This window comes from Arthrobacter sp. 001422645 (assembly GCF_059816125.1).
The window spans coordinates 300485-313004 of the sequence record NZ_JCBANT010000002.1 but is presented as its reverse complement, the minus strand read 5'-3'; the positions used below and the strand labels follow the sequence as shown (position 1 = coordinate 313004).

The following is a 12520-nucleotide window of genomic DNA, read 5'->3' as shown; positions in this document are numbered from 1 at the left end:
TGGACTACTGTCCCGCGCTAGCGGACTCGATGGACGCCTGCATGTCGGACAAGGCCGCCTCTACGGTCTTTTCGCCCTTGATGGCGGCGTACGCGTTTTCCTGGATGGCCTTGGTGACGGCCGGGTAGAACGGGGTGACGGGACGCGGCACGGCGTTCTCGATCGAGGTCTTCAGCACCGGGAGGTAGGGCAGCTTCGCGACGAGTTCCTTATCGTCGTACAGCGCGCCGAGCACCGGGGCCAGGGAGCCCTGCGTGGCGTAGAACTTCTGGGTTTCCTCGGAGGTGAGGAACTTCAGGAAGTCCAGGGCAGTGGCCTTGTTCTTCGAGTACACACTCATGCCGGCGCTGTGTCCGCCCAGTGTCGATGCGCCGGGGCCGTCCGCGCCGACCAGCGCGGTCATGCCGAGGACGTCCTTGACCTTTGACGATCCTTCCGTCTTTGCCAGGTTGTAGACGTAGGGCCAGTTGCGGTGGAACAGGAGCTTGCCGTTCTGGAAGGCCTGACGGCCCTGTTCCTCTTGGAAGGTGATGGCTTCCTTCGGGATGCTGCCGTCGGCGTAGGCCTTGGTCAGAGTCTCGAGACCGGCCTTGGCTTCGGGGGTATTCAGGCTCGGCTTGCCTTCCGCGTTCAGGACGGAGCCGCCGGCGGAGTTGATGGCCTCCGACGTGTTCACCGTGAGGCCTTCATACTTGGCGTACTGGCCCGCGAAGCAACCGATGTTGTTTTCCTTGGCGATGGAGCACATGCTCATCATCTCGTCCCAGGTCTTGGGTGCTGTGGGGACGAGGTCCTTGCGGTAGTACAGGATGCCGCCGTCGGAGTTCTGCGGGGCCGCGTAAAGCGTGCCCTTGTACGAGGCACTCTCAACAGTCGGCTTCAGCATCGCCGAGGTGTCCAGCGCCATTTTGTCCTTGAGCGGCTGGAGCCAGCCCTTGGCGGCGAACTCGGCGGTCCACACGACGTCGACGCTGACGACGTCGTAGTTGGCGTTCTTGGCCTGGAAGTTCTGGACCAGGTCATCGTGCTGCTGGTCGGCCTGGTCGGTCTGCTCCTTGAACGTGACCTTCTCGTCCGGGTGGGCCGCATTCCACTTCTCGATCAGCGGGCGGACCACGTTGCTGTTGTCCTTGCCTTGGACGTAAGTGATGGGACCGCGGCTGTCGAGGCCCTGCTCGGCGTCGCCGCCGGCGGTCGTTCCGCCGCCGCCTCCGCCGCCACAGGCGGAGAGGGTGAGGGCTAGAACGCCTGCTGTGGCGATGGGAAGTAGGAACTTCGGTGTTTTCATACTGGAGGTCTCCTCGCTGAGTACCGGACAAAAAAGGCGGTGCGTTGCAGTGGTGCCCATCACACTAATCAACACCCTGCGAGGAATGCAAGCGTTTACACACACCTTTACAAAAAGGAGACCGTCGACGCGTGGGCTGCCTCAGGCGCCGTTCCGCGCCTTTTCAGGGGCGGCCGGCGGACCAACGGCCGCTGTGTGGCGCGTGAAGATGGCGCCGAAAGTCCACGGCCTGGTCAGCGGACCCGGTCGGCCCGCCCGAATCTCGACCTCGCACCGGAGGCAATGTGGATGAGCACCGGGGTGCGTTTGCCGAGCGCAGCATCGAGGGCCTCCACGAGGGCGGACACCTCCGCCGCCAGCCGGTGGGGGGCCACGCCCTGGCGGGGCTGGATCCTGATTCTCAGGCCCGGTTCACCGCGGAATTCGTACGTGGCGACGGTGACGCCTGCCAGGTCCGGACGGTCCGCCAAGGCGGTCCGGAGCGCCTGTTCGGCCACGCCGCTGCCGATCCGGACGTTTCCCGGCACGTCGCCCGGCTCTTCTTCGGACACGAGGAGGTTGGCCCGGCCCTTGCCCTGCTGGGCGACCCACGCCACCATGGCGCCAATCACCAGGAGCAGCAGCAGAACCACTACAATCCAGAGCCAACTCTCCGCACGCCCCGGGAAGCGCGTGCGTTCGAAGAGATCGCGCCAGAGGCTCCAGACTCCGGCGGCCCAGCTCTGCCACCACACGCCGACGGCCGGCACACTCGCGAGCAGGATGAGCAGGACTCCGATGGCGAGGAGCTTGAAGCCGAGGACGCCGATCAGGATGCGGTTGAGGATCCTGGGGGTGCCGTTCATGCGCCGACCACCCCGGTTGTGGTCACATTGATCCGGACTTCCGGTGCGGGAACCGGACCCATGTCCCGGAGCTCATCCTTCACCGCGGCGAGGACGGCGTCCGGGCTCAGCGGCACGCCGGAAGTGGGCCGGACGCTGACGTCGACCTGACGTCTGGACACGGTCACCATCACCTGTTCTTGGCTCACGTTGGCGGCCAGCCTTGTACGCCGCGCCAGCGCGGACGCAATGACTTCGTCGTCCACGACGACGGCGGCGCGGCGGTCCGGCAGTACGTGGCGGGCACGGCGTCCGGGCAGTACAGCGTTCAGGAAAAAGAACAGCCCCGCCATCACCAGCACCGCGCCGAGGACGCCGAGCAGGAGCGGCGGGACCCCGTCCGGGAGTGCCACCACCCGTTCCGCGGCAGTCTGCGGATCCACCAGCCAGGGTGGCTGGCCGACGGCCCGGACCGCGGTTTCCAGGAGGGCGTAGATGCACAGTGCAATGACCAGCACGGCGGCGATGATCGAGGCAACGGCCCTTGAGGAGTGGGTTTCGCGTTTGAGGATTTCTTCCCCCGCGCGGCCGGTCCCCGCATCGTCATTGCCGGCCGAAGGTGCCTCGCCGGGAGCGGACGGCTCGTAGCTCCCGCGGCCGGAATTGTGGTGGGTGACGTGACTCAACGGACGCGTCCTCCTTCACTCATGCTGGCGCCGCTGATGCGGATGTCCACCCGGCTCAGCCGGGCCCCGCTCAGCGCGGTTACGCGCTGGAGGATTTCGGATTTGGCGGCCACGGCCCGGTCCCACATGGTCCCGCCGAAGCCCGCGACCCGTCCGGGGTCCCGCAGGACTGCGGTGAGCGCGGGGGCGGCGATGGGTGCGACAAGGGACAGCGCCAGCAGCCCGTCGTCGTCGGACCATTCCGCCCGGACCTCGTGCGGCGTGACGCCGAGGGCTTCCGCCGCGGCGGCCCGGGCCACGCTGGTCAGCGCCTGGGTGCTGATCCGGGTGTGCCCGGCCATCTCAGCGACGCGGACAGCACCTGCCGTGCCGCTCATGAGGAGGAACGCCGGCCTGTGAGGGCATCAAGCACGCTGCGCAGGTCCAGTTTTCCTTCCGCGGCGCGGCCCAGCAGGGCTCCGATCCCCATGAACAGCAGGGCGCCCAGGAACCCCCAGACGCCGAACTGGAAGGACATGAACGCCACAAAGGCGCCCATGGCGATCCCCACCACGGTAAGACTCACTGGATTGCCTCCCTTGCGGGCCGCGTCTCGGCCGCGGTGCCGGGCTTTGCCGGTCCGGGCACGTAGACATCGTTGATTTCGATGTTGACTTCGATGACCTGGAGCCCGACGAGCTCCTCGACCGCCGCATACACGGCAGCGCGAATCTGGTCCGCCAAGGGGTGGAGAGGCGTGCCATAGAGCGCCACCAGGTCGATGTCCACGGCCACCTGCGTTTCGCCGACCTCGGCGCGGACGCCGGCGGCGTGGTCCGAGCTGCCCACCGCGTCGCGGAAGGCACCCAGCGCACGGGACGGGCCGGAGCCCAGGGAGTAAACGCCGGGGACAGAGCGGGCTGCGATGCCCGCGACCTTCGCGACGGCGTTTTCGGAAATGACGGTCCTGCCACTAGCGGGCAGCGGAGCACTACCGGGTAGCAGTGCGGCCTGCCCGGGGTCCGGGACCGCTACGGGCTGAGGATTCTGGTATTCCATGAGGCACTCCCCCTTCTCTTTGTCACCACCCTAGTACCTGCCAGCGACAAGGTGGCCGGTTGCCCCCGGGGAGGGGCTGCCCGGGACGGCCGTGCCCCTTCGAGGAAATCCGTGGAGACCCGGCACGCCTAGGCTATCGCCGGCGGAAGCGCGCTGAACAGGCCCGCTACCCGCAGTTGGCGGCGATCCAGGTCTGCACTGGAGCCATGGCGTCCTGGATCTTGCCGCTCGAGAAAACCGTCTGATCCTTGATGCCGGCGATGGCCACCTGGCTGAGGGTGGTGAAATCCGCTTTGATGCTGTCCGGCGCGCGTTCCGCGGTGCGGGTCAGTTCCGCTTTGGCCTGCTCCAGCTCGGCCGCCGTGCCCTGAGCCGCCGAGAGCGGGAGGAGGGTGGAGCCGGTGGCCTGTTCGGAAATCGTGGTGCAGGCCTCGACTGCCGTGGCGAAACCGCCCCAGGGGCCGGAAGACTCACTGGGGCTGGCGGTCGCTGACGCCGGCGCGGCGCTGGCGGTCGCGGACGACGGCGCAGGGCCGGCGGCTTCGGGCGCGGAGCAGGCAGTGAGTGCGGAGGCTGCCAGGAGGGCGACGGCGGTCAACGGGCGTGCAACATTCTTCAAAATCACGTTTTTGGAATCACTTTTCGGTTGAGATTGCACCGCCGGGCCCGATCGGGCGTCCGGCGGCCTTGGCGTTCTTTCCCCAGCGTGCGAGTCTAGCCGCCGTTTCCTGTCGGCTGGTCCGTAACCGCCCTTTTGGCCGCCCGGAACGGCCGCTACGGAGCAGTCGATGCGTTAAAGAAGAAAAGCACCAGTTCTCAAAGAACTGATGCTTCCCAGTGGTGGCTCCGACCGGCGTCGATCCGGTGACCTTTCGATTTTCAGTCGAACGCTCTACCAACTGAGCTACAGAGCCTAGGTGACATGTCACCATGAGAGCCGGAATTTCTTCTGGCAATCAGAGCGACCCTGACGGGACTTGAACCCGCGACCTCCGCCGTGACAGGGCGGCGCGCTAACCAACTGCGCTACAGGGCCTTGCTATTTTCTTGCTTCTCTGCAGTATCGCTACCGCAATTTTTCAAGGCCTTTAGCCTACCAGACTTTCACACCCGGTTTGACCAGTTCCTTGCGTACCCCCAACGGGATTCGAACCCGTGCCGCCGCCGTGAAAGGGCGGTGTCCTAGGCCGCTAGACGATGGGGGCCAGGACGCCATTCGGCTAAACCCGCTGAATCAAGGGCAAAAATTAAGGGCCGAAGCCTTCCGTTTTTGTCCTTTCGGGTTCCTCCGAACTGGACTATAAAACTATAAGGGCAGACCCCCGGATTATCCAAAATCGACGGGACGCCGCACTTTGGCGGCGCTCAGCTGCGGCCGGCCGGGGCTTGGTGCGCCCGCTCCACATCGGCGGCCGTATCCACCTCACCGCCGGCCCGCAAGCCCGCCACGACACCGTCAATGTCGGCCGCCGACCGGTTCTGGCTGAGCTTGCGTTTCGCTTCAACCCTCGTGATGACAAGCTCGACGCCGACGATCGCCCGGAGCTGCCCTGTGATGTAACGCGCGGGCGCATCGTCCACGGCCCAGGGGTGTTCCGATGCTGCTTCATGAAGCGTGGTCAGCCGCCGGACAAGACCTTCAACCCAAGCCGGGTCATCGTGGACGACGAGGCGGCCGTATACGTGCGCGGTGGTGTAGTTCCAGGTCGGGACAACCCGGCCGTGTTCGGCCTTCGCGGCATACCAAGACGGGGAAATGTAGGCATCGGAGCGTTGGATGATGACTAGGGATTCGCCCGACGCCGGGAGCCGCCACTGGTCGTTGTTGCGGGCCAGGTGGCCCTGCAGGGATCCGTGCTCGCCCGACTCCGGGTCAAAAACGAACGGCACCAGGGTGGCGAGCAGGCCATGCTCGGTCGAGGTCACCAGGTTGGCCGCGCCCGGGTTTGAGAGCAACTCGTTGATGGCGGCCTGGTCGGCGGCGAAGTGCGAAGGGACGTACATGGGGGCTTCCCTTGTCGGTTTGTGTTGAGGCGGTATTACGCGGGACGGCTGGCTATCTCAGGCTACGAGCATGACCGCGAGTGTGACCATAACCAAGGCGATGCCGCCGTCGAGCACGCGCCAGCTGCCCGGCCGGGCGAACACCGGCGCGAGGAACCGGGCGCCTGCGCCGAGGGCGGCGAACCACGCAATGCTGCCCAGACCGGCTCCGCCGGCGAACCACCACCGCCCGTCCGGGCCGTGGGTCCCCGCCAGGGACCCCAGCAGCAGCACGGTGTCCAAGTAGACGTGGGGGTTGAGCCAGGTCAGCGCGAGGCAGGTCCCGAGCGCGGCCGCCCAGGTTCCCTGCTGCCCGGTCGACAGCTGCGACGCCTGCGTTCCGCGGATGGCTCGCCGCGCGGCCATCAGGCCGTAAACCAGAAGGAACGCGGCTCCGGCCCAACGCACCACCTCAAGAACGCCGGGCGCCTGCTCGATGAGGACGCCCACCCCGGCCACGCCCAGCACGATCAGGACAAGATCGGAGAGGGCGCACACGGCAACCACCAGCAGCACGTGCGAGCGCTGGACGCCCTGGCGGAGAACGAAGGCGTTCTGCGCACCGATGGCGACGATGAGGGACAGCCCGCTGGCGAGGCCCGAGAGGAGAGAGAGGATCACGGGTTCCACGCTAGAGGGCCGGGCAGCATGAAACCAGTTAATAATTCTGGTCCAACATAAGATTGGCTAATGATTGACATTCATCCGGAGCAGGCCCGGACCCTCGCGGCCATCGTGGCGCACGGAAGCTTCGAGGCCGCCGCCCGCCACCTCTTGGTTACGGCGTCGGCGGTGAGCCAGCGCGTCCGCGCCCTCGAAGTGGCCGTTGGCCGGCCGGTGCTCAAAAGGACCCGCCCGGTGGAACTCACCGCTTCCGGCCACGCGGTGGTGCGCTTCGCCCGGCAACTGGACATGCTCTCCGCCGATCTGGCCGAAGAGCTTCAGCCCGGCGCCCGGCCCGCCAGCGTCCGGCTGACCCTGGTTATTAACAGCGATTCGCTGCACACGTGGGCGCTGCCCGGCCTGGCCTCCGTGGCGGACAAGGTCCAGCTGGAGATCCTGCGCGAGGACCAGGCCTATTCACTGGAACTCCTGCGCAGCGGCGCCGCAGCGGCCGCCATCACCACCACGGCCAAGGCGGCGCCGGGCTGCTCCTCCCGACGTCTGGGTGTCATGCGCTACCTGCCGGTCTGCACGCCGGACTTCGCGGCCCGGTGGTTTTCCGGCGGCGCGACGGCGGACACGCTCGCCGTCGCCCCTGTGATCGTTTACGACCGCAAGGACGACCTGCAAGACCGCTACCTGCGGGGCGTGAGCCGCAAAACCCTCCAGCCGCCGCGGCATTTCGTCCCGGCCGCCCACGAGTTCGGGGAAGCCATCCGTTGGGGGATGGGGTGGGGGCTGCTCCCCGAAATCGAGGTCTCGGACGAACTGAAGCGCCGCACGATGGTCTCCCTGGACCCCGCGGCGCGCGTGGATGTGCCGCTGCACTGGCAGCAATGGCGGCACGGTTCGGCTGCCCTGGAGGAGGTCGCGGCCGCCGTCCTGGCCGCCGCCCGCCTCCTCCGGTGAGCCCGCCGGTGGCGGGCGCGCCGCGACTGGCAGGAACTCGCGTAGACGTGACCGATTTCCGCCAGTCCCCGGGCCGCCGCACCGGCTAGATTGGCATCATGGCAACAACCGCCCAGACAGGCTCCCCCCAACCGGACAGCGCACGCCCGGGCCGCACCCACGACGTGCCGCCCGCCACCCGCTCCGCAAAACAGCCCCTCCCCCCGGCCCAGATCAGCCGCCTCGGCATCGCCGCCGTGGTGGTCACCGTCGTGCTGTGGGCGTCCGCCTTTGTGGGCATCCGGGCCGTGGGGCCCAGCTTCTCCCCCGGCTCCCTGACCCTGGGCCGGCTGGCGATTGCCGCCGTCGTACTGGGCCTGGTGGTGCTGCCGCAGATCCGGAAGAACCCCAACCTCCCCCGGGGCCGCGAATGGTGGCCCATCCTGGCCTACGGTGTCATGTGGTTCGGCGGCTACAACGTCGCCCTGAACGCCGCCGAACACCTGCTCGACGCCGGCACGGCCGCCCTGCTGATCAACGTCAACCCGATCCTGGTGGCCATCATGGCCGGGGTGATCCTCAAGGAGGGCTTCCCCCGCTGGCTGATCATCGGCAGCCTAGTCGCGTTCGCCGGCGTCGCCGTGATCGCGCTCGGGTCCGGGCAGCGGTCCACGGCGGACGTCGCCGGGGTGCTGCTGTGCCTGCTGGCGGCTGCCCTCGCCGCGGTGAGTGTGATCGTGCAGAAGCCCGTCCTGCGAAAGTTCCCCGCCGCCCAGGCCACCTGGTACGGAATCATGGTCGGCGCGCTCTGCTGCCTGCCCTTCAGCGGCCAGCTGGTCTCCGAGCTGCAGGCGGCCCCGCTGCCGGCGACGCTGGGGCTCGTCTACCTCGGCATCTTCCCGACTGCGATCGCGTTCACCACCTGGGCCTACGCACTGTCCCTGATCGACGCCGGCCGGCTCGCGGCCACCACCTACCTCGTGCCCGGCACCACGATCCTGATCTCCTGGCTGGTGCTCGGCGAGATCCCCACCGTCTGGGGCCTCGTCGGCGGTGTCATCTGCCTCGTGGGGGTGGGGCTGACCCGGCGCCGGTCCCGCTGATTCGGCGCTAGAGTTCAGCTATGCCCGCTTCCTTGCCGCCAGGCCTGCCCATCATTCCGGACGGCGCGGATGACGGCGACGAGGGCGACAGTCATGCCCCGTTCCCGATGTCCGAACCGGATTTCGAAGCCGCCGTCAGCGACGCCCTGGACCGGATCCCACCGGAGCTGGCGCAGACCATGAACAACGTGGCCATCTTCATCGAGGACGACTACACACCGCAGCCGGGCGAGGACCCCGACACCGTGCTGCTGGGACTCTACGAAGGCGTGCCCCTGACCGAACGGGACTCCTGGTGGGACGCCGGCTCCCTGCCGGACCGCATCACCATCTACCGCCAGCCGATCCTGGACATCTGCGAGTCGCGCGAGGACGTGATCGAGGAAGTGACGATCACCGTGGTCCACGAGATCGCGCACCACTTCGGCATCAGCGACGACCGGCTGCACGAGCTCGGCTGGGGCTAGCCTTGTAGGCATGGGACACGACCACAGCCACTCGCACGGGATTACCGCGACCGGGAAGCACCGCAAGCGCCTGGTCGCGGTCCTGGCCATCACCCTCGCCGTCGTCCTGATCCAGATCGTCGGAGCCCTGATTTCGGGGTCCCTGGCCCTGCTGGCCGATGCCGGCCACATGCTGTCCGACGCGGCCGGCGTCTTTATCGCCCTTCTGGCCGCCTGGATCGCCGCCCGGCCCGCGAGCGACCAGCGCACCTACGGCTACCAGCGCGCCGAAGTGCTGGCCGCCCTGGCCAACGCCCTGGTGCTGATGGTCATCTCGGTGGTCATCTTCACGGAGGCCATCCGCCGGATTGGCTCCGCTCCCGAGGTCCAGACCGACGTGATGCTCTACGCGGCCCTTCTGGGCGCCGTCGCCAACCTCGTGTCGCTGCTGATCCTGCGCGGTGCGCAGAAGGAAAGCCTGAACGTCCGGGGCGCCTACCTCGAGGTCCTGGGCGATCTGCTCGGCTCCTTCGCGGTCATCGCCGCCGCAGTGGTCATTATGGTCACGGGGTTCCAGTCGGCGGACACCATCGCTTCGATCGTGATTGCGCTGATGATCCTGCCCCGGGCCTGGCACCTGCTCCGCGATGTGGTGGATGTACTGCTCGAGGCGACCCCCAAGGGTGTGGACGTGCAGCTGATCCGCGAGCACATCCTTGCCGTGGAGGGTGTGGTGTCCGTGCACGACATCCATATCTGGACCATCACCTCCGGTGTACCGGTGTTTTCCGCCCATGTGGTGGTGGAGGATGCAGCCCTGGGCGCCCGCGGCGCAGACCAGGTCCTGGACAAACTCGTCAGCTGCCTGGGCTCGCATTTCGACACGGAGCACTGCACCTTCCAGCTGGAACCGGCCTCCCACGCGGAGCACGAATCACACCAGCACGCCTAGGCGCGGAACGCACGGAATGTCCGCGGCGCCGGGCGACACACCCCGCCAACGTGTGACCAAATGACATTCTTGTTGTTTATGTTATTGATGTGACCAGTGTTGCCAAAGTGGCCATTGGCACGTAGCCTCGACCGTGCTGGGGGATCAGCCGGGCGTTTCCACGCGCCGGCATCCACGCTTGCCCGCTCCAGCCCGATATCTGCAGCGAGGGTTTGACCATGACTTGGACCGGTTCCGGCCGAAAGACGGCCGTGCTGTGCGCCGCCGTCGTACTCCTGGGAACACTGGCCGTGCCCGCGCACGCCGCGCCGCCGGCGAAGGCTGTTCAGCTCTCGGCTGCACAGGTCCCGGCTGCACAGGTCCCGGCTGTTCAGGTCCCGGCTGTTCAAGACGTTCCATCTCCGGACGAGATTGCCGCCGCCAAGTCCAGTGAAAGCGCGACGGCGGCGCAGGTCGCCGCCATTGACGGGCTGCTGGCGGACGCGTCGGCGGCCCAGGACGCCAGCCTCGAGGCTTCCCTGCAGGCCAACAATGCGTACGGCGAGGCGCTCGTGGAACTCCAGCTCCGGCGCGACGCCGCTGAAGTTGCCGCCGCCAGGGCTTCGTCGGCCGGGGAGGAGCAGGAGAAGACGCGCAAGCAGATCGGCCAGCTCGCCGGCGATCTGTACCGCAACGGCGGGCTGAATCCCGCGCTGAGCAGCTTTGTCAGCGGCAGCGGCAATGCCCTGCAGCAGGCCGCCACCTTGGAGGCCGTGACCGCCGGCCGTTCCCGGGCTTTCCAGTCGGCGGAAACAGCGGCAGTGGCAGCTGATTCGCTGACGGCCGCCGCCGCGGATGCAAACCGGGCTGCCGATGAGGCCGCGCAGACAGCGGAGGAACGCAAGCTCGACGCCCAGCGCGCCAGCGACGCCCAGCGGGAGGCCGTGTCCACGGCCAGGGCGCAGCGCACCGTGCTGGTGGACCAGCTGGCGACCCTCAAGAACACCACCGTTGCGTTGGAATCGGCCCGCGTGGATGCCCTGGAGCGGCAGCGCCAGCAGGACCGGCTGGCGGCAGTAACGGCAGCCGCCGCGCAGGGCCAGGGTCAGGCGCCCGGCCCGCGGCCGGAGCCCCGGCCCGGCACCCTTCCGGACGCCGGGGACCCCGCCCCGGGAAACCAGGGTCCGCAGGCACCCGCCGCGCCCGCTCCGGCGCCGCCGGGCGCACCCGTTCCCGCGCCGGCGCCATCCGCGCCCGCCGTCCCCGCTCCTGCACCGGCACCTCAGCCCGCGCCGGCTCCTGCTCCTGCTCCTGCTCCTGCTCCTGCTCCTGCTCCTGCTCCTGCTCCTGGCGGATCCAACCAAACAGCGATCTCGGTGGCTCACGGCAAGGTCGGCGCGCCCTATTTCTACCAGTACGGCGGAACGGGCGCCCGCGGCTTCGACTGCTCCGGCCTGGTGCAGAACGCTTTCGCCGCAGCCGGAAAATACCTGCCGCGCACGGCGTCCCAGCAGTTCGCCCAGGCGCCCGTGCACGTTCCGCTCTCCCAGGCCCGGCCGGGCGACTTGCTGGTCTGGGGATCGGCACCGGGTTTCTACCACGTGGCGATCTACCTCGGCGGCGGCCGCGTGGTCCAGGCACTGAACGAAGACGCCGGAATCACCGTGACGGACCTTGCGTCCGTGTCCGGGATGCAGCTCCACCCCGTCGCGGCCCGATACTGAGCCGTTCCCGCCGCATACATCTGACCGGCTCCTGCCGGGAACCCTCCCCTAGGAAAGCACGTCCTTCGTGATGAACCTGCCGTAGGCGAGCGCACCGAAAACGGCGACGTAGCCGCCCTGCAGCAGCGAGTTCGTCAGGAAGGAATCCCAGGCGACCGGCTGGCGAAGCAGGTCCGCGAAGTCCAGCCAGTAGTGGCTGAAGAGCCACGGGTGCAGCCACTCCAGCTGTGGCAGCGCGTCGAGGACCTGCGACACCACCGCGAGCACGACAGTGGACGCCATCGCCCCCACAGGCACGTCCGTGAGCGTGGACATAAAGAGCCCGATCGCCGAGAGGCCCATCAGGGAGACGGCAAGGTAGGCGGCAATCAACAGGAGCCGCAGCATCGCCTCCGACGCCCCGATCGAGTCCCCGGAGAGCAGGGTGACCGGTCCCACCGGGAAGAGGGCCGCTCCGATCGCGGCCCCGACCAGCGCCACCACGAGCGGCGCCGCGACGGCGAACGCCACCGCACCGGCGTATTTCACGAGCAGCAGCCTGACCCTGCCCGCAGGCGCGACCAGCAGGTACCGCAGGGTTCCCTGCCCGGCCTCGCCGGCCACGGTGTCGCCCGCCACCACACCCACGGTCAGCGGCAGGAACAGCGGAACGGAGACCAGCATGGCGGTCACGCCAACAAACAAACCGTTCTGGGTGATCCGGTCCAGGAACGCCGGACCCCGGCCGGGCGGCACCGCGGAGGACACCCGCACCGCCACGGCAATCAGGATGGGGATGGCCGCCAGCGCGCACAGCATGGCCCAGGTACGGCGGCGCCGGAACAGCACACCGAGTTCGGACGCCAGCAAGCCGTGGCTCTGGCCGCCCCGCCGGACGGTCTCCGCA

Annotated in this window: 15 protein-coding genes and 3 tRNA genes; 5 read left to right on the top strand and 13 right to left on the bottom strand. The window is 68.0% G+C overall.

All coding sequences use genetic code 11. The annotated features are described in order from the left end of the window. Positions 1-4 precede the first annotated feature (4 nt). The 12 genes from AC6EUH_RS04830 to AC6EUH_RS04775 all read right to left on the bottom strand — a co-directional run bounded on the left by AC6EUH_RS04830 (position 5) and on the right by AC6EUH_RS04775 (position 6500). Positions 5-1288, bottom strand: a complete 1284-nt coding sequence (locus tag AC6EUH_RS04830) for an ABC transporter substrate-binding protein (protein WP_056427864.1) — start codon at positions 1286-1288, stop codon at positions 5-7. 233 nt (positions 1289-1521) lie between these two features. After that, positions 1522-2133, bottom strand: a complete 612-nt coding sequence (locus AC6EUH_RS04825) for a hypothetical protein (protein WP_056427867.1) — start codon at positions 2131-2133, stop codon at positions 1522-1524. Further along, positions 2130-2798, bottom strand: a complete 669-nt coding sequence (locus tag AC6EUH_RS04820; RefSeq protein WP_056427870.1) for a DUF6286 domain-containing protein — start codon at positions 2796-2798, stop codon at positions 2130-2132. Before AC6EUH_RS04820 ends, AC6EUH_RS04825 begins: the two co-directional genes overlap by 4 nt. Then, the gene (locus AC6EUH_RS04815; protein ID WP_056427873.1) at positions 2795-3175 is read right to left on the bottom strand and encodes a hypothetical protein; all 381 of its coding nucleotides are present in this window, start codon (positions 3173-3175) and stop codon (positions 2795-2797) included. Before AC6EUH_RS04815 ends, AC6EUH_RS04820 begins: the two co-directional genes overlap by 4 nt. Next, positions 3172-3363 carry a hypothetical protein gene (locus tag AC6EUH_RS04810; RefSeq protein ID WP_056427875.1) on the bottom strand — a complete coding sequence of 64 codons (192 nt, stop codon included), beginning with the start codon at positions 3361-3363 and terminating at the stop codon, positions 3172-3174. The genes AC6EUH_RS04815 and AC6EUH_RS04810 overlap by 4 nt, the downstream gene beginning before the upstream one ends. Beyond that, positions 3360-3836, bottom strand: coding sequence for an Asp23/Gls24 family envelope stress response protein (locus AC6EUH_RS04805; protein WP_499737941.1), 477 nt, complete (start codon positions 3834-3836; stop codon positions 3360-3362). Before AC6EUH_RS04805 ends, AC6EUH_RS04810 begins: the two co-directional genes overlap by 4 nt. 166 nt (positions 3837-4002) lie before the next feature. Then, positions 4003-4461 (bottom strand): hypothetical protein, encoded by a 459-nt coding sequence (locus tag AC6EUH_RS04800; protein ID WP_499737940.1) that lies wholly within the window; start codon positions 4459-4461, stop codon positions 4003-4005. A gap of 213 nt (positions 4462-4674) precedes the next feature. Further along, positions 4675-4750, bottom strand: a tRNA-Phe gene (locus AC6EUH_RS04795). A gap of 48 nt (positions 4751-4798) precedes the next feature. Beyond that, positions 4799-4872 (bottom strand) — tRNA-Asp (locus AC6EUH_RS04790). A 96-nt stretch (positions 4873-4968) separates the two neighbouring features. Further along, positions 4969-5041, bottom strand: a tRNA-Glu gene (locus tag AC6EUH_RS04785). Between the two features lie 160 nt (positions 5042-5201). Further along, complete coding sequence (locus tag AC6EUH_RS04780; RefSeq protein WP_056427881.1) at positions 5202-5840, bottom strand: FMN-binding negative transcriptional regulator; 639 nt, start codon at positions 5838-5840, stop codon at positions 5202-5204. Positions 5841-5897: 57 nt separating this feature from the next. Continuing rightward, the gene (locus tag AC6EUH_RS04775) at positions 5898-6500 is read right to left on the bottom strand and encodes a LysE/ArgO family amino acid transporter (protein WP_056429236.1); all 603 of its coding nucleotides are present in this window, start codon (positions 6498-6500) and stop codon (positions 5898-5900) included. A gap of 69 nt (positions 6501-6569) precedes the next feature. Between AC6EUH_RS04775 and AC6EUH_RS04770 the strand changes: the two genes are divergently transcribed. The 5 genes from AC6EUH_RS04770 to AC6EUH_RS04750 all read left to right on the top strand — a co-directional run bounded on the left by AC6EUH_RS04770 (position 6570) and on the right by AC6EUH_RS04750 (position 11634). Beyond that, complete coding sequence (locus AC6EUH_RS04770; RefSeq protein ID WP_499737939.1) at positions 6570-7451, top strand: ArgP/LysG family DNA-binding transcriptional regulator; 882 nt, start codon at positions 6570-6572, stop codon at positions 7449-7451. A gap of 98 nt (positions 7452-7549) precedes the next feature. Beyond that, positions 7550-8533 (top strand): DMT family transporter, encoded by a 984-nt coding sequence (locus AC6EUH_RS04765; RefSeq protein ID WP_056427886.1) that lies wholly within the window; start codon positions 7550-7552, stop codon positions 8531-8533. A gap of 20 nt (positions 8534-8553) precedes the next feature. Further along, positions 8554-9000: a metallopeptidase family protein gene (locus tag AC6EUH_RS04760; protein WP_056427889.1), complete on the top strand. Its 447-nt coding sequence runs from the start codon at positions 8554-8556 to the stop codon at positions 8998-9000. A gap of 10 nt (positions 9001-9010) precedes the next feature. Continuing rightward, a complete protein-coding gene (locus tag AC6EUH_RS04755) occupies positions 9011-9931 on the top strand; it encodes a cation diffusion facilitator family transporter (protein WP_499737938.1) in 921 nt (306 codons plus the stop codon). Positions 9932-10149: 218 nt separating this feature from the next. Further along, positions 10150-11634: a C40 family peptidase gene (locus AC6EUH_RS04750; protein ID WP_499737937.1), complete on the top strand. Its 1485-nt coding sequence runs from the start codon at positions 10150-10152 to the stop codon at positions 11632-11634. Between the two features lie 48 nt (positions 11635-11682). Here the strand turns inward: AC6EUH_RS04750 and AC6EUH_RS04745 are convergent, their stop codons facing one another. Then, positions 11683-12483 (bottom strand): ABC transporter permease, encoded by an 801-nt coding sequence (locus AC6EUH_RS04745; protein WP_056427894.1) that lies wholly within the window; start codon positions 12481-12483, stop codon positions 11683-11685. Positions 12484-12520 lie beyond the last annotated feature (37 nt).